The sequence below is a fragment of the Flavobacterium noncentrifugens genome (assembly GCF_900100375.1).
In the GTDB taxonomy this organism is placed as follows: Bacteria; Bacteroidota; Bacteroidia; order Flavobacteriales; family Flavobacteriaceae; genus Flavobacterium; species Flavobacterium noncentrifugens.
In genome coordinates this window covers 366,401-388,826 of record NZ_FNEZ01000001.1, presented here as the reverse complement: position 1 = coordinate 388,826, position 22,426 = coordinate 366,401, and the positions used below count along the sequence as shown (strand labels likewise).

Here is a 22,426-nt window from a genome sequence, read left to right as displayed (position 1 = left end):
CCGCTTTAGAACCTAATTATCATAAATTTCTTCAAAACTGGGTTTTGTATGACTCGAATCCGCCACTGTATTACTTTTTCCTGCGGTTTTGGCTGAAAATTTTCCCGGCAACTGAATTCTGGGCACGTTTTCCATCTGTAATATTTGTGCTTCTCGCCTCGTTTTTTTTCATTAACGGCATCAGGAAAAGATTTCATCATGGCGAATGGAAGTCACTTTTATTGCTCGTAGGCTGCAGTTACAGTTTTTTGTTTTTCGCACAGGAAGCCAGGGCTTATGGGTTGCTGTTGCTGTTTGCCGTTTTGCAATTGCTGTGTTTTATTGATTTATTGCAGCCTGAAGAAAAAAACTTTCGAAGAAAATTGTGGTACTTTACCGTGTTTTCCATTTTATCGTCTTATACGCATTATACCGGAATACTGGTCAGTGCGTTGTTGTTTGGTATTTTGATGGTTTGCCATTACAAGCAGATTTCGATTCTGAAAAAACTCATTGTGGCTGTTTTTATTTCTTTTGCCGCCGGATTGTTGTGGCTGCCATATTTTTGGATCATTTTAAAAATCGACAAGTCATTTCTAATCGACCAGGATTTTACGATTGTAAAAGAAATTATTTCGATGCTGTTTTTTGGCTATTCTACCATTGGCAAGTATGCATCAATTGCAGTTTTGGCCGCTTTGCCCTTGCTGGTGTATTTTTCATGGTCTCAGATTTTAAAAACCAGATCAGCTTACAGCATCATTCTTCTGCTGGCTTTGTTTTTCATATTGATTATCGCGTGGTCGCCAATCATTCCCTATTTTTATTATTACAGGCATTACATCATATTGGTTCCATTTATTTTACTGGCGATTGCAGTTTTGCTTTCTTTTGTCGATTTGTCAAAACGCGCAAAAAATATTTTAATCGTTGCGGCAATAATTATTGTAGTTTCCGAAGGCACTACACATTACAAATCGAAAAGAGAAGAATGGCGACAAGCCGTAGAATATGTAGTAAGATCAAATGGTTCACAGCATTCAAAAGTAATTGTCATTGGCGAACCGTGGGAGAAAACGCATCTGGAATACCTTCAGATTGATCCGGGATATTTGAACTTGGCCATTCGAAAAAAAACATTTTACCAATATTATTTTGACCGGTTTGATAAAAAGCACCAACTCGAACTCGTAGTATTGCGGCCCGATAACAAACAAATCCAAAATTATATCAATTCAGAATTAAGGCAGAACAATCAAATTTACTTGTTATCAAATGGTGGGGAATTTTCAGGAAATATAAAACACTTACAACTGGATAAAGGTATTTCTTCTGTCAAAAAAGAGTTTTACGTTCACGAGGTATATAAATTTTATAAATAGGCCATTATTAATGTAAGGATTTTTTGGTTTTAAATTTACCAAAAAGGTTATTTTTACAATCAAACAAAACTCTCAACCAAATTGAGTTTAATGTACAGTTATGGGAATCATCAAAAACACTTTGTATCATATATCTAACAAAAGGCTACTTCCTTTATTTAAAAACCAATTTCTTTTTCCATACTATCATATTGTAAGAGATAATAAGGTTGCGCATATTGAAAATTTATATCCCTATAAAAATACAATTCAGTTCAAAAATGATTTAGAAGTCTTATTAAAGAATTATACTCCGATAAATCCTGATGATTTGATTCAGCACAAATCCCAGAAAAATACTTTTTTGATTAGTTTTGATGACGGTTTAGAAGAAATATATAGTGTTGTTTATCCTATTTTAAAAGAAAAAGGTTTAAGTGCGATCTTTTTTATAAATCCGGTTTATGTAGATAACAACATTGGTTTATACAAACATTACATTAGCATTATAATAAGTCACTTGAAACAGCGTAATTTTGATAAAAATTTGCTTGATAAAATAAGCAAAATATTTTACATTAATTATGAGACTACCGGAGACTTTATATCAAAATTCAAAAATATTCCATACTCAGAACGCAATAAAATAAATGACATTTTTCATATATTGAATTTTGACATTGAAGCCTATTTAAAAGAACAAAAGCCCTATGTGTCAAAGGTGCAAATTCAGGAAATGATGAATGATGGCTTCTTTTTTGGCGGGCATACTATGACACATCCGCCTCTAAACAAATTAAGTGTTGAAGAACAAAAAACAGAAATAATAGGATCTATCGAATGGCTAAAACTTAATTTTGGAATATCTTATTCGTTGTTTGCCTTTCCGTTTTCGGATAAAAATATTTCGAGAAAATTATTAAATGAACTCTTCCAATATGATCAAAATATCTTACTGTTCGGGAATTCAGGTTTAAAAAAGGATATTGATAATCGAATTATCCAACGTGTTTCATTTGAGAATCCAACCAAACAAATTCAAAAGCACATTGTTACTGAAAATCTCTATAAATGCTTCAATCAGATTACAGGAAAATATCAAATTAAAAGAAAATGATTGAAGTAAAGAAAATTTACAAAAGAAATATTAAAAGTTTGCTTGATGATGCTGGTTTTTGGAATCATCCATTTTTGGCAATTAGCAAACATCGCTTATTGGCACACTCTAAAAACCCAAATTCAAGTGATGATGATATTGTGTTATTATTAGCTTATATCGATAATGAATTGTTAGGTTATATGGGTGTTTTCATTGATAAAATCATCATCGATGGTATAGAAAAAAAAATAGGCTGGCTTTCTACTTGGTGGGTTCATCCAAAAACAAAGGGAACGGGGATCGGAAGAAAAATTCTTGATACCATGTATGCTGAAAACGAAGGCCAAATTGGAATTTCTCAATTTACTCCAAGTGCTAAAAGGGTTTATGACAAATCAGGATATTTTACAACACTTAAAAATAACACTGGCGTAAAAGCGGTACTAAGAAGTAACCTTACATTTGTGATTCCTGTCCTGATTCCTAAGTCAAAAGCACTGAATTTACTATTTCAAATAACGGATTCATTTTTCAATTTTTTTATTAATTTCAAATTGGCGGTTCAAAGGCGATTCATAAAAAAGGGTCTAAAAAATATTAAAATCGAATATTTAAATAGTATTGATAGCGAAACAGAAACGTTTATAAATACATTTAATAAAAAAGATATCTCTCATAAAACAACTGCTTTTTTTGAATGGCTTAAAGCATACAACTGGGTTCAGGAAGCACCACTTATTGAACTCACTGACAAAAATAAATATGAATTTTCAATGTATGACAAAGAATTTAATATAAGCTATATTAAAATTAAAGAAAAAGGAACGTTAATTGGTTTTATAGTACTTCAAAAAAGAAATTACGTTGTTAAAGTCCTATTTTCTTATTTTGAAAATAGACATACAAAGGTTATTTCAGATGTTATAAAACTCCAGAGCATTACACAAAATACACGTGAAATTATTTGCTATGAAGAAGCTATTTGTGCAAATTTTAAGAAGTCAAGTATATTTTTGTACAAAACAAAGAAAACAAAACAGTCTATTATCTCAAAAGTATTCAATAAATCAGATTTTGATAATACAAGGATGAATTTTGGAGACGGTGATTGTTGCTTTGCTTAAAGTAGCATTGTAGCCCTTTTTCGAATAAAACGCTTTCCTAAGAGCGACACATTTTCTATAATAATTATTTAATAACACCCAATCAAAACCTTAATTGGCATTACCCAGGAAGAGATGGCAACGTTACTCGGTATAACCCGCAGCCAATGGTCTATATTTGAAATTGGCAAGCGCGATTTACCGCTATCGACAAAACAACTTTTCGCCGAAATGCTTGTTTGTATTCAAAAAACGGAACCAGCAGGCAACAAACTTACCCGGTAAAGCAAATAGCAGCCACGCAACATTTCGAACGCCAGTTGCGCGAAAACGAATTCCAGCAAATGCTTACGGCGCAAAAAATTGCTGCCGCTATGAAAAACAAGGTGTTTAGGCCGGGCTGTTACGATTTACTGATTTTCTCACCAGTCGCGAAACCGGAATAAGATCGAAACCGGAAGTTGAAATATTAAATATCAAAATGGCTAAGTCGCTCAAAACACCAATTTTGGATTTCATCGCCGAACAAGTGCACAAGCAGGAAATACTCGGACTCGAAAAATTATTACTTGAATCTAAATTGGAGCAACTCCGATTGGATGTGGATAGTGCAGGAAGTTAGATGTTGATAATCGCGTATAAGGTGGTTTTATTTCACCGAAACCATCCTCAAGTTATAAAATCCAATGCCCCGGCCAAAATCTGATAAATACAGGATTTTTTTATCGATAACCAAAGCCTTGGATTTATGGCCTGAATCGGTAGCCATTTTTTTTCCGTTGTAAAAAACCTGATTGTGTTTTATTTTGGATGAAATGTTGTGTTTCGCTTCAAATGCAATCGTTTTTCGGTTTTCCCCATTTTCATTCCAATAATAATAGGTCAGCTCATTGCCCGAAACTTTAAAATCATAAATCAAAATCGGTGGATTTTTCAACACGCAATCTGAAACTACCATTTCTTTTTTCTTTAGGATCAAAACCAATAGAAAAGGCACAACGACAACAACCGAAATGATTTTCAGGTTCACATATCGAATCATCATCCAAACCAAAATCCCAAAAAACCCCAACAAAGCAAACAACCGCAAATAAGAAACCGGAAACGGCAGGACGACCAATTGCGCGACCGGAATAAAGTTTACAAGCATCAGCAGCAAAAAAGCAGCGGTTTTTACAACAGTAGAATACGGGCTTTTTACCAACGCAAAAACGGGAAAAATCAATAAAATAAAGGTGTAAGTGCTGCCGTAAGGCGATATCAAAACCATCGCTACAATCCAATACGCCAACACAAAAAGCGAATTGTTGGCTTTCCTGCTGATGTAAAACCCAATCGCAACCAGTTTGATTTTAAATGCCAACAACAAAGCGACAAACAAAACCGGCAAATCAAAGCCAGTCGGATTCCAGGTTTTATCATAAACCAGCAATTGCTTCAGGAACATAAAAACCGATTGGTAATTGGCCACATATTCGCCTGCAATTTCGCCATTGGAAGCTTTTGGTAAAACCGAAAAAAAATAAAATTCCCAAATGTTAATTCCGGTAAAAAGCATCGAAAAGGCCATCAAAAACAAACCGCAAAAAACCAGATAAAGCAACGGTATAAACTGCTTCTTAAACACAAAAACCAAAACCAACAACGCCGGAAAAACTTTCAGTAAAATGGCAACGGCCAGCAAAATCGACATTTTAAAAAACATTTTTTTCTCATAAGCCAGCCAGCTTTCGGACAGCAAAAAGAACAATAAAAAGTAAACCTGCCCAAACAGCAATTCATTTTTTATAGGCACAAAAAACAACACCGGAATCAGAAGCACATAAAAATCCGGGATTTTATAATGCAAAACGATCTTTTTCAGGCTGAAAAGGAAAAGCAAAACACTAATGCAGTTGAATAGAATTTTGGCTGCAGCCAATGGCAATAACGAAAATGGCACAAATAAAACAGCCAGGAACGGCGTGTTTGGCGCATAACTCACAAAAATGTTGCTGTAACCCAAATCGGCGATCGCTTTGTTGAATTCGTACGGAAAATAAACAGCGGCATTAAAATGCCCATCCGCCAAAAATTTCCCTCCAAAATAATAATTCGCAAAATCACCCGCAGGAAAGGCAGCCGCTTTGAAAATATAAAACACGCAATGCAGCACAATCGGGATCCAATAAGAATATTTTTGCACAGCTTGTTTCATACTAATTGATGTGGTTGACTTCGGTTTCAGAAGCTTCGCGAACACTTGAAGAAACAGACAAACCTTTATGCGGCGCAAGGTTTTCTATCATATTTCGGTCGTATAAATTCCCCAAGAAAGGAAATTCGTGGTATGTATGCGTGGGCAATCCCAAAAGCAAGGATTGAACATTCGCAAGCGGCAAATTCCACTCTAAAGCCAGCCGTTCTGCCGATGGTTCCATAAAAGAAATATACAGCAATTCGGTCAGGGTATTTTGCTGGTTCTGGGAAAAATCGACTCCGGTTGTGAGCGCATATTTTTGGTTTTGAAGCAATTGATTGAAATTGATTAGTTTTTCTTTCAACTGCAAATACGTCAGGAATTCCGGAAAATTTCCCTGAACATTGTACAAAGGTTGAATGATCGATTCGTGGCACCACATGCATTTTGCAGGTTTTCCGGCGTTTGAATGCAATGCATCGGCATTGTTTTTCCGATTGCCATCAGCATCAAAAATACCAAACCGGATTTGTCCGTTCGGGATGATTTCTATCGTTTCATATTCATAAACAGCACCCGAAACCGAATCGACTTCTGAAGAAACAAACACCTGGTTAAGCTTTTTTTGTTCCGAAAACCGGAGGATCCGATGTTCCAGCGACACGCCGGAATGGTTGACGTAGCCTTTTTCTGGCAGCAAATTATAATTTGAAAGCACATCGTCAAGTTTTTCGGGAATGCCCACAATCCGGTAATAATGTTCCGGCGCGCCGAGCAATAAAGTCACGTAACGCCCAAGATCGATCGTTCCGTTTGCCTGATATTCGGGTGAAGATTTTATTTTTTGGTGGAGTTTGTACAGTTTCTCAAGTGCGGCATCTGTAAAACCCAATTCACTTAAATTAAGTGTGATAATTTCAGTGCCAACATTTATTCCGCCTGGTGCATTCGGTAAAATTGCGCCACAATAGGAAAGCGCCCATTCAAGCCCGATTGACGATTTCTGGATGTTGTCATCAGGATATGCTTTGTTCCATTTTAAGTTTAGCGTTTCAAAAGTATCGGCATCAGCCATCAAATCGGAAGCCGAATTGTTCGCACACGATAGCAAAAAAAACACGAAAAGAATGGAGAATTTTTTCATCGCTGGTTTGTTTCAGTGATTCGTGACACTTCAAAAATATAATATTTGTCGGACACCACAGCGTTGTTTACAAATGCTTTTAAGAATCGCACTTTCACCTCATTGGAAATCGGGATCCAGATGCCGGTTTCCGAATTTTTAACGATCGGGTCATAAGAAATATACACTGCGCGGTTGTGGTTTTTCATGAAATCACCGATCAATACTGCAATTTCTGAAGCTGAAACATTGGAAGGAAAATTTCCATCCCAATGGCAATAGCTTTGATAACTATGATCGTATAAAAACCAAATTTTCTTTTCAAAATAAGCGCTGGGAACAGTGCCATCACAAGTTAGTGCCATAATTGGAAGTTGGTCCAGTTTTTTTGATCTGACAAAATCCACTATTTCTTTTGCAGAAGCAAACGGCTGCGTGAAATCAATGTAATAAGCTATTATTCCTGAAAAGCAATGTAAAATGAGAATACTATAAAGTATGGCTTTTTTAAATTTTGTAAGATCAAAACGGATTGAAATATTCTTGAATTTCGAATGATCAGAAACATAATAATGTTCGATCCAAAAACCAATAATGACAATCAGAAACGCCATCCCATGGAAACGCGCCGCTGCTCTTTGGGTGATAAAAAAGAAAACCTGCATTCCGATTAAAGCGATGTAAACGAAGAAAAGCGCGTGCTTTTTCCGAAAAACAAACAACGGAAGAAAATAAATCATCAAACCTAAAACAACGGATAATTTCCGGCTTAAAACAACAATTAAATTTGTATTCCAAAAATGCAATGTCCTAAAATCGGGCAGCAACACAATTCCTTTAAAGAATGAAATGAGTCCTTTTGAGATTTTTTCTGAAAACGGATTTTGATTTATAGAACCAAAAAACCAGCCTGAATTCGAGCTTAAAATCTGAACAAAAAGCAGTAAAATTCCAATTGAAAAAATGATGTAGCCAACCAGATATGATTTGTCAAACAACTTTTGTTGCTGATAATTTTCCACTATCAAAGCCAGCAACAAAGCGAAGGCAATCACACTAAACATCAAATGTACATTTGCCGCCAAGGCAAGCCAAAAACACAATAAAGCAAAATTTTGTTTGCGATCCCGAAAAGCAGCACACGCCAAAAACAAAAATAAAACGCCCAACATATAATTTCGGCTAATCAGATTGTATTCGAAAATCATGAAATACCCGAAAATAAAAAGAATTTTGAACGGTAGCGAAACCGGTGCTTTCCATAAAAATACAGAAACCGAAGCAGTCGCAATCAGTACATTTAGGAGTTGCATCCAAAATGGGTTCCATGTAAACCGTGTAATTCCAAACAGCAAAACATTCCATAAAATGGGATGGCCTTCGATCCGCGTGGCCTGAACCAGTTCAGAAAAACTGCCGCTGTCACGCGCCAAAAGCCAATGGTGCGCTTCATCCAGCCACAATTCATGATGTAAAATGCCAACATAACTTATCGCAAAATAAAGTGCTGTAAGTAAAAGAATATATCTGTTTTTGGCTTTCAAGATTTATTCAAAGTCATCATCGTGCCTGCAAGGATCGATTTGGTTTTAAGCTTCAAAGCCTTTAAATTATTTCGGTCGGATTTGTAAAATTCCCGATGAAATTCGACTTCATTCACGACTTTCGAAACAGCGTAATCGTAATATTTCCGTGGATAATTGCGCTTGAAATCAATTTCGCGATCCGTTGATTGTTCCCAATCCGGCTTGACCAAAATGTCTTTTTCGATCTCATCATATAAAGAAGTGCCCTTGATCGGATATGCGATCGTAATCGTATAATGTGTCGGATTGGCTTCTTTCAGATATTGAATCGTTTCCGAAATGTCATTTTCATCTTCGCCCGGATAACCCACCATTACAAACGTTCCGGTTTCAATGCCGAGCGCATTCGTGTCCTGGATCATTTTCTTCACATGGTTCACATCCACACGGCGGTCCATTAAATCGATGACTTTCTGCGAACCGCTTTCTGCACCAATCCAGATCCGGAAACAACCGGCTTCTTTGAGCAGTTTTAAAATTTCCTCATTCAATCTCTCTGCGCGCGTGATGCATTCAAACCTGATCTGTGCGTTTTGCATTACAACTTCTTCATGAAAAGCAGTAAGCCATTTGTGGCTGATCGTAAACACATCATCGACAAACCAGATCGCGTCGGGATTGTATTTGTCCTTCAGCATTTTCATTTCCTGCGCAACCAGATGTGGCGGACGCCTGCGGTAACTTTGTCCATAAACCGCAGTGCTGCACCATTTGCAGGTATAAGGACAGCCGCGTTGCGTCGAAATCGTCATCGAGCTTTCGCCGTGGTTGTCTTTCCATGTTTGCAGGTATTTTTCGTTTGGAATGGCGTCGCGGTTCGGCAATGGCAAGTCGTCGAGTTCCCGGAATTTCGTTCGCGGAAGCGTTTTTACGAGATTTCCGTTTTCGAGGTAAGCAATTCCGTTGACGACTGAAAAAGCGGTTTGGTTTTGGATCGCCTGATACAGTTCAAATGTCGTTTCTTCGCCTTCGCCAATGATCAGAAAATCGACGCCAGTGCTGAGGTAATTGTCTAAATTGTAACTAACATCCGGACCGCCGAGAATGATTTTCGGAAAACCGAATGCAGTGGTTTTTAAAATTTTAATCAGTTTGACGACTTCAATTTTCGTCATCAGGTTCGTATAAATGGCAACGACTTCAGGCTTTTTTTCAAGGATGAATGCCAATTGTGCTTCTTTCGAATAAAAAGTGCTGTCAAAAACGTCATTCGCAATGTTTTTGCTCCACAAATAACCCGAAATGTACAGCAAACCCAATGGCGGGTAAGGTTTCATGATCTTTTGCTCTTTCGGATCATCAGATAAATAATAGCCGTGTGTGAGTAAAATGCTCATAATTTCTGAAGCGCTATAAAATAATGATCGGAAAATCTCGAAAGCGATTTGCGGTTTTGGATGCCGTTTTCCAGTTGGCTTAAAGCCGAAATCAATCTGTGCTTGTTCCTGAAAAAAGGCTCTAGATAAGACGGTGGCACAAAAAAACCAACCGGATGAAGTTTTATGAGTTTAAAAAAACCATCTGCCAGGTTTTTAACTTTCATCGGATTGTAATAATAGGTGAGCACTTTTTCGCCGTTGATATTTGCAATTGCAGGGTGTTTTTTTCTTCTGAAAGCACTTTTAAAATTGGCTTTCGCCAGAAAATAAAATTGTTCCCAAAGCGTGTTTTTCGGCATAATGACCAAAATCAAATGGCCGTTTTCTGAAAGCAATTCAGCTGCATTTTTAAAAAACAATTCCAGCCTGATTTCTGAAAGGCAGTTCAACCCGCCGAAATTTGAAAAGATCAAATCGAATTTTTCATCTGTAAAATCAGTCGGCAATTCGTTGATGTCGGCTTTTTTGAAAATAATTTTGTGCTGATTTTCCTTAGTTTTCGCAACCGCGATCATTTTTTCAGAAAGATCGGTCGCCGTGACTTTAAAATTTTGCTTCGCCAGCCAAATCGCATCTTCGCCAGTTCCACAATTGATTTCAAGAATGGTTTTCGGTTTTTGGATGTCGAGTATCTTCTGAAAATGACGCTGTACAATTCCGCGTTGCAGTTTTCCAATAACCGAATGGGTAAAGGTTTCGTCGTAAACTGCCGCTGCCGAATCGAAGGAATTAGCCATTTTGCAATCTTTTTAAATGAAAGGTATCAACGAAAGCGCTCGGAATGTAATAACCGAGTTTTACTACAGATATGATTTTTCCAAATGACAATTCAAACGGATTTTTGAGTATTTGCTTCAAGTACAAAAAACCCTGGCTTTTGCGGTATTCTTTATGCACGAAACGCTGCAGTTTCCTGTAATATTTGGTTTTAAAAGTGCCGTTGAACATCATGTCGAGATCGTCGGAATCTTTCCAGTTTGCTTTTAATTTCAGCTCAGATTTTACGGTTTCATAAAATTTCGTTCCCGGCAAAGGATACGAAATAGAAATCCCGATATTGTCGGGCATCAGTTCCTTCACCATTCCGATCGTTTTTAAAATATCGTCCTGATTTTCATTCAAATACCCGAATTGAAGAAAGAATGCCACGCGAATGTTTTGGCTTTTCAGCAACCGCGTCGCTTCATAAATTTGCTCTACTTTGGTGCCTTTGTCCATTGCATCGAGGATTTTCTGCGAAGCGCTTTCGGCACCAATCCACACTTCTTCCAGTCCGGAATCTGCGAGCAAATTGATCATGTCTTCTTTAAGAAGCAAATCTGCGCGGCTTTGTATGTAATATTTAATGTTGAGGTCGCGTTTTTTGAGTTGGTCGTTGAATTCCCCAACCCAATTTGGCTTCAGCCCAAAAATATCATCGCACATCCAAAAGCGTTCTGCGCCATACGAAGATTTTAAAAAAGCAATGTGTTTTGCGATATATTCCGGCGAATGCGAATTGTAGCGGTTGCCGTAAATAGGTTTCGCGCACCAGTTGCATTTGTAAGGGCAGCCGCGCGTTGTAGCGATATTTAAAGTGAATGGCTGGCCGCTTTCAAGCCAGATGTTTTTATATTTATTGATGTTGACCAAATCCCAGGCAGGCATCGGCAATTCGTCAAGATTTTGGAGTACGGGACGTTTCGGGTTTGATTGAAGCCGATCATTTTTCAGGTATGCAATTCCCGAAATTGCTGCCGTATTTTCATCTTCCTGAAGGGTTTCAACCAATTCCAGCAACGTCATTTCACCTTCGCCTAGAATGATGAAATCGGCACCTTTTTCCAGATATTCTGCTGCATGATCTGTAGAATCTGAACTGCAGATGATGATCTTGCAACCGGCTTTTTTTCCGATCGCAATCATTTCAAAACACGCTTCGCGCATGTTCGTCAGGCACATTTTGGTTAGGTAATTAAATCCGTCGTCGTAAATGACGAGAAATTCGGGCTGGTGCAGTTCGATCATGTCTGAAATAGCAGCCGGACTGTCGGTTAAATTCGTATCGAAAAGGCGTGCTTCATGTCCGTTTTTGCGTAGTAATGAAGCCGCATATAAAGTACCCAAAGGCGGAAATGGCGTTTTGTTTTTCCATTGCTTCGGGTCGAGTTTGTAATAATAAGAATGTGAAAAAAGGATTTTAGACATATTCCGGAGTTAATTCGATGTTGTGGTTTCGCCTGATCTCGTCGTATTTTTCATTCAGCGATCCGATGACTTTTTTCTGGAAATTCAACGGATGATGCTTTGAAATGTTTTTGGTCGATTTTAGCGCCACTTTAAAATCTTCTGTCCGCATTTGGCTGAATTTCATTTTCCAGAAAGATACGGTGATTTTTCTGAAAGAAGCGTCAATCAGGTTTCCCGGCGGCGAACCCAATAAATATTCGAGCGCTTTGACAGGCTTTGGTTTGCTGATGTTTTGTATCTGATTAAAATCGGGTTTGAATTCGCCTAAAATATTGTGAACCCATTCGTTTTTGTGGTAAAATTCTTCAAAAACCTGCTTGCCCTGAAATGGGATCAGCGTTTTAATTTCAGTCGCCGTAAACCGGTTTTTCTCTTCCAGTTCGAGTTGGCACGATGACATAAAATAATTGATGCAGAAATATTTTCGCGAATTCATCAGGAAAATTTTCTTGTAAAGCATTAAAAAAGTCCTGCAGATCCAGACTTTTTCTGGCTTCGTAATGACAAAAAAATCAATATCGCTGTTGTCGTCATAATAGCCTTTGGATAACGAACCTGAGACACCAACGGCTTCTACAAATGGGAATTTGGAAATAAACCGTGCCCTTTCCTGTGCTTTGACCAAAGCGCTGACAGCCATTTTATTTCCTTTTTTTCTTTTTTCGATCTGATCGAGATTGGCTTTGATCAGGTAAAATTCATCCGATTGGATGATGACTTTCTGTTCCAAAAGCAACTCGAGTTCTTTCATTACTTTTTCCCGGTCATTCTCCGCTGAAAAATGGCAGATCTCCTCTATTTTCAACGGATAATTGAAGACAGAAAAGTAAAGTATTGTTTTTAAAGTTTCCAATTTGCATTTGTTTTTTAATGGCCGTTTTAGAAGGTTGTGTCTTTTGGATGGCTTTTAAAAGGAATGGTTGCGGCAATGTTAAAAGAAATTTAGCTCTAATTTATTTTTTTAATATAAAATATTGATTTTGTGGCAAATACAATGTGATTTGCTGATTTAAAGCTGTTAAAAAAAGAGAATTAAATCCACATAAAAGGGATTAAAACTGTAACACAAACCCATAAATGATGTCTATTGATCCAAACTCTTATTTATGAAATTCTTCACGGCCGGCTGTATTTTTTTGTTATTGCTTGGAAGCCAATGCGGCATTGCTCAGGATAAAGCCGTTATAGAAAAAAAAGTATATACAACCAAAGCACTCGGCGATATAGAATCTCCGGTTATTGACGGATTGATCAACGAAAAAAGCTGGGACATTGTAGATTGGACCGGCGATTACATCGAAAACCAGCCCGATGAAAATACGCCGCCTTCAGAGCAAACCAAATTCAAGATCATTTACGATAAAAAATTTCTCTATTTTGCTTTCAGATGCTACGATAAAGACCCGAAAGGCATCGTAAAAAGATTGTCGCGCCGCGATGGTTTTGAAGGCGATTGGGTAGAATTCAATATTGACAGCTACAACGACAAGCGCACCGGATTTTCATTTACGGTTTCGGCTTCAGGTGTCAAAGGCGACGAATTTATTTCCGATAATGGAAACAATTGGGACAGCAGCTGGAATCCGATCTGGTACATGAAAACCAATATTGACGAGCAAGGCTGGACTGCCGAAGTCAAAATTCCGTTCAGCCAACTCAAATTCGGCAACAGTAAAGAGCAGATTTGGGGACTGCAATCTACGCGCAGGTATTTTCGTGCCGAAGAACGTTCGGTTTGGCAGCGCGTGCCACAAGATGCGCCGGGCTGGGTTAGTGAATTTGGTGAACTCCGCGGACTCATCGATCTCGAACCCCAAAAGCAACTCGAAATCCAGCCTTTCGTAGTGACGCAGCTGAAAACGTATCCAAAAGAACCTGGAAATCCATTCCGCGACGGACAGGATTTTAAAATCAACGGCGGACTCGACGCTAAAGTCGGCATTACAAACGACTTGACTTTAGACTTAACCATTAATCCTGATTTCGGGCAGGTAGAAGCCGATCCGGCAGCCATTGCACTCGATGGTTTTCAGATTTTCTTCGAAGAAAAACGCCCGTTTTTTGTCGAAAATAAAAATATTTTTGATTACCGATTTGCCGATGGACAGGATAATTTATTCTATTCGCGACGCATCGGACGCAGCCCACAGGCATATCCGGCAACGGAAAATGTCGAATTTGCTGATGTCCCGGACAATACAACGATTCTCGGCGCGGCAAAATTCAGCGGAAAAACCAAAAACGGCTGGTCGCTTGGGATTCTCGAAAGTGTGACCAACGAGGCTTTCGCCGAAATCGACAACAACGGAAGCCGCCGCAAGGAAATGGTCGAGCCAACAACGAATTATCTCGTGTCGCGTGTGCAGAAGGATTTCAACAACCGCAACAGTTATATTGGTGGGATTTTTACGGCAACAAACCGGAATCTGCATGGCAACGAACTCGATTTCCTGCACAAAGAAGCCTATTCTGCTGGCATCGATTTCAAGCACAACTGGAATGACAGGAAATATTACATGACAGGAAGCGTCGTCGCAAGCCACGTTGGTGGAAGCAAGGAAGCCATTACAAATACACAGCGCAAACTCACGCATTTGTTCCAACGCGTCGATGCCAAACATGTTTTTGTCGATGAAAACGAGACTTCTCTTACTGGAACCGGCGGGAAAATCGAAGCAGGAAAAGGCAGCGTCGGAAACTGGCGTTATTACGGTTTGCTGCTTTGGCGCTCTCCGGAACTGGAACTTAACGATGTAGGGTTTTTGAGACAGGCGGATGAAATCCGGCAATACGGCGTGGTGACTTATCAAACACTAAAACCTTTCAAAGTATTCCGGAAAATTTTTACAAGATTGGAGCAGTTGTCTTTTCATGATTTTGATGGCAATTTCAATCGGATGCAGTACACGATGACGAGCAATTGGAATTACAAGAATAACTGGAACACGAACTTTCAATTGCAGTATAAATCCAGGCGTTTCACCAATTCGATGCTGCAGGGCGGGCCAAGATACCGGTTTTCTGAAGATGTTTTCGGGTATGCGAATTTCAATTCCGATTCGCGCAAGAAATTCAGGTATTATGCCGGAATGTATGTGTCGCAGGAAAGGGAAAAATCAGGATTTTACACTGAGGTTGATGCCGGAATTACGTATCAGCCCATCAATGCATTTACATTTTCATTAAGCCCTAACTACGTCAGAAACGGAAGCAAAACGCAATATGTTACGCAAACCAGATTCGGAAATGATCCGAGGTACATTACGGCAAATCTCGACCAGCGCACGTTGAGCATGTCGGTTCGGCTGGATTATAACATCAATCCGAACCTTACGATTCAATATTACGGACAACCGTTTATTTCACGTGGACGCTACAATGCATTCAATAAAATTGTAAACCCTACAGCTAAGTCCTATAAAGACAGAATCAATGTTTTCAATCCCAACCAGATTGCTTTCAATGCGGCGGCTGATGTTTATAATGTTGATGAAAATGCGTATGGATCGGCAGATTACAACATCCAAAACCCTGATTTTTCTTTCGTGCAATACCGATCAAACCTGGTTTTAAGATGGGAATATATTCCGGGTTCGGAAATATTTTTAGTCTGGTCGCAGGGCATCGATGGCTCGGCAAATCCGCAGGCCAATTTATTCCGAGGACTCGATTCGCAGATTTTAGATCAGAAACCTGAAAATATTTTCCTGATCAAAGCCACTTACAGGTTTGTATTATAAAAAAAATCCGCAGTTGAAGCTGCGGATTTTCTTGAAAAAAATTATTTTTTTCGCGTCATCACGATTTCCATCGATTTGTATTCTTTTCCGTCAGGGGTTACGTCAAACATTTCTATTTTTCTGGTGTTGTCGTCAATGACGGTAAAAGTTTCACGGCAAGGCTTGTTTTTTCCGGTCATCGGATCGACCATTTCACCTTTTAATTCCATCGTTTTTGCCGTTCCGTCGTAAGCGCCAGACATATACATCATTCCGGTTCCCATGTTGTCGATCCAGGTCGATTCTATTTTCTTTGAAGCGTTGTTGTAAGCCACTGTTCCGTGCCCTTCGAAAGACTGGCCCATCATGGTTCCTTTGTGAACCATTTCCTGATAACGTCCGCCAAGCACCATTTTGCTGGATGCGGTCATTTTGGTTTTCATCGGTTTTGGGTCGTTGGGTTTCATCCACATGGTAAGATCTTCATCCCAGTTTCCGTTATCCATAGCAAGCATTTTGTGTGCTTCTCCGGGAGTTGCATAAGCGATCCAGGCTTTTTCCATCGCAGCAGAATCCATCGGAACAACAGCTTCTGCAGCTTCAGATTTTACTGTTGTGGTGTCGGTTGAACCGGCATTGGCATAAGCGGCTTTTTCTTCATTTTTTTTGCAGGCGACTGTCATCAGCAACAGCGCAGCCATTGAAATCATTATTTTTTTCATAATTTAATTGTTGATTTTTAGTTTGTTAGCCAAATTTATGAAAATATGCGATACCATTTATTATAAGATGAAAATCATTAAATTTGGATTATACTTTTCAAAAATGACAATTACAACTTTTTTAATGTTTGAAGGAACTGCTGAAAAAGCAATGCAGTTTTATACTGGTATTTTCAAATCTTCCCAAATTGACAATGTGGTTTATTATGATGAAAATGGGCCTGGAAAAGCCGGAACGATTATGCAGGCAAAATTTACGCTTAACGGAAAACCTTTCATGTGTATCGACAGCATTGCGAAGCACAATTTTACATTTACACCGTCGATGTCACTGTTTGTAGATTGTGATTCTGAAGCAGAACTTGACAAATTATTCGAGGCACTTTCAGAAAAAGGAAAAATTATGATGGCTTTGGGCAATTACGGTTTTAGCCAAAAATTTGGCTGGACAGAAGATCAATTCGGGGTTTCGTGGCAGCTAAATTTACCGTGACTTCTCCTTCGTCGAAATGACAAAGGTCGAAATGACAAAAAAGCGAAATGACTAAATTACTAGGCAGAAATAATAATAATTAATGCGCTTCGAGCCAGTCTTTTCCAATGCCCATATCGACTTCAAGCGGTACTTCAAGTTTGAATGCATTTTCCATTTCGAATTTGATCATCGGCTGGATTTTCTCGAGTTCGTCATTGTGCACATCAAATACAAGCTCATCATGAACCTGCAGCAACATCTTGCTTTTCCAGTTTTGTGAAGTCAGTTTTTTATGGATGTTGATCATCGCGATTTTAATAATGTCGGCTGCACTTCCCTGAATGGGCGCGTTTACTGCATTTCGTTCGGCACCGCCGCGAACCATGACGTTTTGCGAATTGATGTCTTTTAGATACCGCCTTCTTCCAGAAATCGTTTGTACGAATCCGTTTTCGCGCGCAATTTCAATTTGTTCCTGGATATAGGCTTTGAGCCTTGGATACGATTGGTAATATGCGTTGATCAGATCGGCACTTTCACTTCTCGTCAAAGATGTTTGGTTGCTGAGTCCGAAAGCCGAAACCCCGTAAATAATTCCGAAATTAACCGTTTTTGCATGGCTTCTTTGTTCGCGCGTCACTTCTTCCAAAGCCACATTAAACACTTTTGCCGCGGTAGATTTGTGAATGTCTTCTCCGTTTTTAAACGAATTGATCATGTTTTCCTCACCACTCAAAGCTGCAATAATTCTTAATTCAATTTGCGAATAATCGGCAGATAATAAAGTGTGGTTTTCATCTCTTGGGATGAATGCTTTCCTGATCTGGCGTCCGCGTTCGGTGCGAATCGGGATATTCTGCAAATTCGGGTTGTTCGAACTCAATCTTCCGGTTGCTGCAACGGCCTGCATATAATCGGTGTGGACGCGGCCGGTTTTTCCGCAAACCTGCAACGGCAATGCATCCACGTAAGTGTTTTTTAATTTCACCAATTGCCTCCAGTCGAGGATTTCCTGCACAAACGGACTCGAAAGCGCCAGATACGACAAAATTTCCTCACCGGTCGCATATTGCCCTGTTTTGGTTTTCTTTTGCTTGGCACCGCCGATCTTTAATTTGTCGAATAAGATCTCGCCGAGTTGCTTTGGCGAAGCAATGTTGAACGTTTCGCCAGCCGCTTCGTAGATTTTATGTTCAAGCGATTTGATGTCGTTTTCGAGTTCGCCCGAAAGCGATTTCAGGAAATCAACATCAAGCCGAACGCCTTCGGTTTCCATATCTGCTAAAACGGGCATCAGCGGAATTTCGATCTCGTCGAATAATTTCCGGGTGTCGGTTTTGTCTAAGATCGGGGCGAAATGCTCTTTGAGCTGGAACGTTACATCGGCATCTTCAGCAGCATATTCCTTGACTTCTTCAATCGCAATATCGCGCATCGTTTTTTGCCCTTTACCTTTTTTTCCGATGAGGTCTTCGATCGGTTTTGGAGAATATTTTAAATAAGTTTCAGACAAAACATCCATGTTGTGGCGCATGTCCGGATTGATGAGGTAATGTGCAAGCATCGTGTCGAACATTTTTCCTTTGACCGAAATGCCGTAATTGAACAACACTTTCAGGTCGTATTTTAAATTCTGCCCGATTTTTTCAATGTGTTCCGCGTCGAAAAAAGGTCGGAATTTGTCTACGATGGCTTGCGCTTCATCACGGTTTTCAGGAACCGGAATGTAAAATCCTTTACCGCTTTCCCATGAAAATGACAAACCAACAAGTTCGGCGTAAAGCGGGTCGATCGAAGTGGTTTCAGTATCAAAACTTACGGATGTTTGATTGAGTAAATTGCGCAGCAGCATTTTGATTGCAAAATCCCCTTCAATGGTTTGGTAAAAATGGTCGGTATTGGCTAAAGTTTTATAATGTCCGGATGAAATGTGTTCTGCCGTATCGCCTGAATGGTCGCCAAAAAGATCAAACTGGTCCTGGTTTTTGACAATCGTTTTAGTAGGAGCAAGGCCCTGGCTTTCGACATTGGCATAACTTTTATTTTCGGTATAAAACAAACTGTTGAACTGTTCGGCCATTCGCCTGAATTCGAGTTCCTGAAACAGCAATTCGACTTTTTCAGCGTCGGGTTTGGTGAGTTCATAATCGTCTTCATTGAACGTCACGTCGCAGTCGCAAATGATCGTAGCAAGTTTTTTAGACAGCAATCCGAGTTCTTTATTGGCTTCGATATTTTCCTTCATTTTGCCTTTGAGCAAATGGGTGTTGTCCAATAAATTTTCCATCGATCCGAATTCCTTCAACAGCTTTTTTGCGGTCACTTCGCCCACGCCGGGCAATCCCGGAATGTTATCTACCGCGTCGCCCATCATGCCTAGGAAATCGATGACCTGCTCCGGGCGCTCAATTTCGAACCGCTCCAAAACTTCGGGAACGCCCCAGATTTCGATGCCGTTGCCCATTCTTGCGGGTTTGTACATGAAAATATTCTCTGAAACCAGTTGTGCAAAATCCTTATCGGGTGTGACCATAAAAACCTGGTAATTCTGTTTTTCGGCCTGCTTTGCGATGGTTCCGATCAAATCGTCGGCTTCACAGCCTTCAAATTCGATGATTGGGATGTGCATCGCGCGTAAAATATCGTGGATGTAAGGCAGTGCGATCATGATTGCTTCGGGCGTGGCGCTTCGGTTTCCTTTGTAATCGGTAAACAATTCGGTACGAACATGACTTCCGCCCTTGTCAAAAGCAACAGCTAAATGATCGGGTTTTTCGCGTTTGATGACATCGAGCAACGAGTTCATGAAACCCATGATGGCCGACGTGTCCATGCCTTTGGAATTGATTCTTGGGTTTTTGATAAAAGCATAATATCCACGAAAAATCAAGGCGTAGGCATCGAGCAGGAAAAGGCGTTTTTGAGCTGACATAAACGGTTGGAGTTGAAAAATTATAAGCTCCAAATGTACAAAGTTTGAGGGGCAAAGCCAAACAAAAATTGTAGTCGAAAATTGCATTTTGGATTGATTTTGATTTGAAGTTTCATCCGCGTTAAGGATGGAAGCGGCATCCTTGGCGAAATGCAATGGAGCCAAGATACAGCGGACAGCCTGGCCGAAGGCAACGCCCAAATTTTATTTCTGAAAATTTCATTTCTTCATTTGAACTTCATTTTACAATCCTACATTTGGCTTAGAAATAACCTGACAAAATAATAAATGCTGTTGCTTTGACTGCATTGAATGAATGACCAATTATCTTGGAAGCAGCCAAAACAAAAGCGTTAATTACTGGAAAGCCGGCCTAACCGCCGGTTTTTTTGTTTAACTAACATTTACGAAGCGCGTTCAGAAAAATTTATTTTCTTTGTCACACTTATCGAACCTTTATGAATATTCTGATTGTTGAAGACCATCCGGAATTGGCCCAAGAAATCGTCGATTACCTTTCTAAGAACGGCTATTTGTGCAAATGGGCAAAGGATTGCGAAACTGCGCTTGAGGAGCTTTCGGTAAACAGTTTTGATGCGATGCTGCTCGACCTGGGTTTGCCTGATGGCAGCGGATTTGACGTTTTGAAAGGCATCCGGAAAAAACAATCGGATATTGCGGTGGTAATTATTACGGCGCGTGGCGAACTCGACGACCGCATTAACGGTTTGCAGCTTGGCGCCGATGATTATCTGACCAAACCTTTTGCGCTGACGGAACTTGGCGCACGTTTGCAGGCGATCATCCGCAGGATGCACGGATTTGCTGCGAATGTACTCGATATTCACGGATTTAAGCTGCAATTGCAGGATTATAAAGTGAGCTTTAATGAAAATCCGATTGCGCTGACGAAGAAAGAATTTGATATTTTTAGGTATCTGGCTCTGAACAAAAACCGTGTGATTACACGTTTGCAATTGACCGAACACATTTGGGGTGACATACTCGAAATCAATTCCGATTCGAATTTTATCGATGTACACGTGAGAAACCTTCGCAAAAAACTAGATAAATTTGCGACTTTAGAATGGTTTGAAACCGTTAGAAACGTTGGCTACAGAATCAACCTGTAAGATGAAAATCAAGCACCAGCTTTCCATATTCAACGCACTGACCAGATTGCTGATCATCGTCGTCTTGTGGTTTGTGCTTCCGATGCTGATCCAGAATGTCGTCTACAAACACATCAATAAAAGCCTGCTCGAAAAGAAGCAAAAGTTCATCCAGCATCTTGATAAGGAAGAAATCAACGATTATATTGTAGGGAACGATTCGAGCGATACGTATGCGAGTTATTCGATGCTGCACAATTCTTTTTTGCAGTTGTCGCGGCTTCCCGAAAATCAGGTGATGAAGAAAACGGCTTTTGTGAATGAGCCGCGGATCATAGAGGATGAAACCAATGAATACCGGATTTTGCAATATGCATTTGTGTATGAAGATTCGAAATACCTGCTTGAAATTGGCAGCAGCCTCAATGAAATCAAGGACCTGACGTTTATTATCAAAGCTTTCATCATCATTCTTTTTGGCGTTGTGATTATCCTGACCTTCATTGTCGATACGTTTTACATTGAATATTTGCTGAAGCCGTTTTATAAGATCATCAATACGAAAATCCGCAATGCAAACGATCCGGATTCCTTCGATTATACGCCGGTGGCTTCGCATACCGCAGATTTTGAAGAGCTCGATACCGTTTTAAATCAGATGATGAAACGCATTGGCGAAGTATTCAAAAACGAAAAGCAATTTATCGCAAACGTGTCGCATGAATTAATGACGCCGATTTCGCTGCTTAAAAACCGGTTGGAAAACCTGCTTCAGAACGAATCTTTGGATGACAACGCCGTTGATAAAATTGCAGCTTCCCTTCGCACGCTTGACATGCTGAAGAAAATCATCAACAATTTGCTGCTGATCTCAAAAATCGAGAACAATCAGTATGCAGCAAATGAAAAAGTGGCTGTTGCCGATGTGATCCGGGATTTGATAATCGATTTAGAAGACCGGTTTGAAGAAAAAAATATTACTTTATTTAATAAGGCAAGTACCGATTTTGAGTTTACGGCCAATCAAACACTCATTCACATCTTATTGTACAATCTAATTGTGAATGCGATAAAATACAACCACATCGGCGGAAGCATTGCGATTTTAGACGGGATTGAAGATCGGAATTATTTCATTGAAATTTCAGATTCGGGAATCGGGATGAATGAAAATCAACTGCTGCACATCTTCGAAAGGTTTAGCAGGATCAGTACGGATCAGGACGGACAAGGATTGGGATTGGCGATCGTACATACGATAGCAAACTTTCACAACATTATTATCTTGGTAACATCAAAAGCAGAAACCGGAACCACTTTTAAATTGCTGTTTCCATCTGAACTTAAATAAAAGTTAAAATTCAGTGCTTCACAAAATCTTCATTTAATCTTCATTTTACAGGAATACCTTTGGTCTATAATTAATCA

At 39.5% G+C, this 22,426-nt stretch carries 18 protein-coding genes; 9 read left to right on the top strand and 9 right to left on the bottom strand.

Features of this window, described 5'->3' with window-relative positions:
• Positions 1 to 44: 44 nt before the first annotated feature.
• The 5 genes from BLS32_RS01740 (at position 45) to BLS32_RS18390 (ending at position 4,164) form a co-directional block, all read left to right on the top strand.
• Positions 45 to 1,361, top strand: coding sequence for a glycosyltransferase family 39 protein (locus BLS32_RS01740; protein WP_170227503.1), 1,317 nt, complete (start codon positions 45 to 47; stop codon positions 1,359 to 1,361).
• 100 nt (positions 1,362 to 1,461) lie between these two features.
• Complete coding sequence (locus BLS32_RS01735) at positions 1,462 to 2,457, top strand: polysaccharide deacetylase family protein (protein WP_091391579.1); 996 nt, start codon at positions 1,462 to 1,464, stop codon at positions 2,455 to 2,457.
• Entirely contained in the window at positions 2,454 to 3,563 is a 1,110-nt protein-coding gene (locus tag BLS32_RS01730) for a GNAT family N-acetyltransferase (RefSeq protein ID WP_091391578.1), read from the top strand. Before BLS32_RS01735 ends, BLS32_RS01730 begins: the two co-directional genes overlap by 4 nt.
• Before the next feature lie 218 nt (positions 3,564 to 3,781).
• A complete protein-coding gene (locus tag BLS32_RS18615) occupies positions 3,782 to 3,988 on the top strand; it encodes a hypothetical protein (RefSeq protein WP_091391577.1) in 207 nt (68 codons plus the stop codon).
• A gap of 35 nt (positions 3,989 to 4,023) precedes the next feature.
• Positions 4,024 to 4,164, top strand: a complete 141-nt coding sequence (locus BLS32_RS18390) for a hypothetical protein (protein WP_170227502.1) — start codon at positions 4,024 to 4,026, stop codon at positions 4,162 to 4,164.
• 27 nt (positions 4,165 to 4,191) lie between these two features.
• On the opposite strand, the gene BLS32_RS01720 is transcribed toward BLS32_RS18390, so the two are convergent.
• From BLS32_RS01720 to BLS32_RS01690, 7 genes are read right to left on the bottom strand one after another with little or no spacing between them, the layout of a single operon-like run.
• Positions 4,192 to 5,739 (bottom strand): glycosyltransferase family 87 protein, encoded by a 1,548-nt coding sequence (locus BLS32_RS01720; protein ID WP_091391576.1) that lies wholly within the window; start codon positions 5,737 to 5,739, stop codon positions 4,192 to 4,194.
• A 1-nt stretch (position 5,740) separates the two neighbouring features.
• The gene (locus tag BLS32_RS01715; protein WP_091391575.1) at positions 5,741 to 6,865 is read right to left on the bottom strand and encodes a hypothetical protein; all 1,125 of its coding nucleotides are present in this window, start codon (positions 6,863 to 6,865) and stop codon (positions 5,741 to 5,743) included.
• Positions 6,862 to 8,388, bottom strand: a complete 1,527-nt coding sequence (locus tag BLS32_RS01710) for a hypothetical protein (protein ID WP_091391574.1) — start codon at positions 8,386 to 8,388, stop codon at positions 6,862 to 6,864. Before BLS32_RS01710 ends, BLS32_RS01715 begins: the two co-directional genes overlap by 4 nt.
• Positions 8,385 to 9,767: a B12-binding domain-containing radical SAM protein gene (locus BLS32_RS01705; RefSeq protein WP_091391573.1), complete on the bottom strand. Its 1,383-nt coding sequence runs from the start codon at positions 9,765 to 9,767 to the stop codon at positions 8,385 to 8,387. The genes BLS32_RS01710 and BLS32_RS01705 overlap by 4 nt, the downstream gene beginning before the upstream one ends.
• A complete protein-coding gene (locus BLS32_RS01700) occupies positions 9,764 to 10,546 on the bottom strand; it encodes a class I SAM-dependent methyltransferase (RefSeq protein WP_091391572.1) in 783 nt (260 codons plus the stop codon). The genes BLS32_RS01705 and BLS32_RS01700 overlap by 4 nt, the downstream gene beginning before the upstream one ends.
• Positions 10,539 to 11,996: a B12-binding domain-containing radical SAM protein gene (locus tag BLS32_RS01695; protein WP_091391571.1), complete on the bottom strand. Its 1,458-nt coding sequence runs from the start codon at positions 11,994 to 11,996 to the stop codon at positions 10,539 to 10,541. The genes BLS32_RS01700 and BLS32_RS01695 overlap by 8 nt, the downstream gene beginning before the upstream one ends.
• Positions 11,989 to 12,891, bottom strand: coding sequence for a nucleotidyltransferase domain-containing protein (locus tag BLS32_RS01690; RefSeq protein ID WP_091391570.1), 903 nt, complete (start codon positions 12,889 to 12,891; stop codon positions 11,989 to 11,991). The genes BLS32_RS01695 and BLS32_RS01690 overlap by 8 nt, the downstream gene beginning before the upstream one ends.
• Positions 12,892 to 13,144: 253 nt before the next feature.
• Here BLS32_RS01690 and BLS32_RS01685 point away from each other — a divergent pair, with 253 nt between their 5' ends.
• Complete coding sequence (locus BLS32_RS01685) at positions 13,145 to 15,778, top strand: DUF5916 domain-containing protein (RefSeq protein ID WP_091391569.1); 2,634 nt, start codon at positions 13,145 to 13,147, stop codon at positions 15,776 to 15,778.
• A gap of 41 nt (positions 15,779 to 15,819) precedes the next feature.
• Here BLS32_RS01685 and BLS32_RS01680 read toward each other — a convergent pair whose 3' ends face one another.
• Entirely contained in the window at positions 15,820 to 16,479 is a 660-nt protein-coding gene (locus tag BLS32_RS01680; protein WP_091391568.1) for a DUF1579 domain-containing protein, read from the bottom strand.
• A gap of 103 nt (positions 16,480 to 16,582) precedes the next feature.
• Here BLS32_RS01680 and BLS32_RS01675 point away from each other — a divergent pair, with 103 nt between their 5' ends.
• Positions 16,583 to 16,972: a VOC family protein gene (locus BLS32_RS01675; protein WP_091392357.1), complete on the top strand. Its 390-nt coding sequence runs from the start codon at positions 16,583 to 16,585 to the stop codon at positions 16,970 to 16,972.
• 79 nt (positions 16,973 to 17,051) lie between these two features.
• On the opposite strand, the gene polA is transcribed toward BLS32_RS01675, so the two are convergent.
• A complete protein-coding gene (gene polA, locus BLS32_RS01670; protein WP_091392355.1) occupies positions 17,052 to 19,886 on the bottom strand; it encodes a DNA polymerase I in 2,835 nt (944 codons plus the stop codon).
• 458 nt (positions 19,887 to 20,344) lie between these two features.
• Between polA and BLS32_RS01665 the strand changes: the two genes are divergently transcribed.
• Both BLS32_RS01665 and BLS32_RS01660 read left to right on the top strand, forming a co-directional pair.
• Complete coding sequence (locus BLS32_RS01665) at positions 20,345 to 21,019, top strand: response regulator transcription factor (RefSeq protein WP_091391567.1); 675 nt, start codon at positions 20,345 to 20,347, stop codon at positions 21,017 to 21,019.
• Between the two features lies 1 nt (position 21,020).
• Entirely contained in the window at positions 21,021 to 22,349 is a 1,329-nt protein-coding gene (locus BLS32_RS01660; RefSeq protein WP_245699301.1) for a sensor histidine kinase, read from the top strand.
• The last annotated feature ends 77 nt before the right edge of the window (positions 22,350 to 22,426 follow it).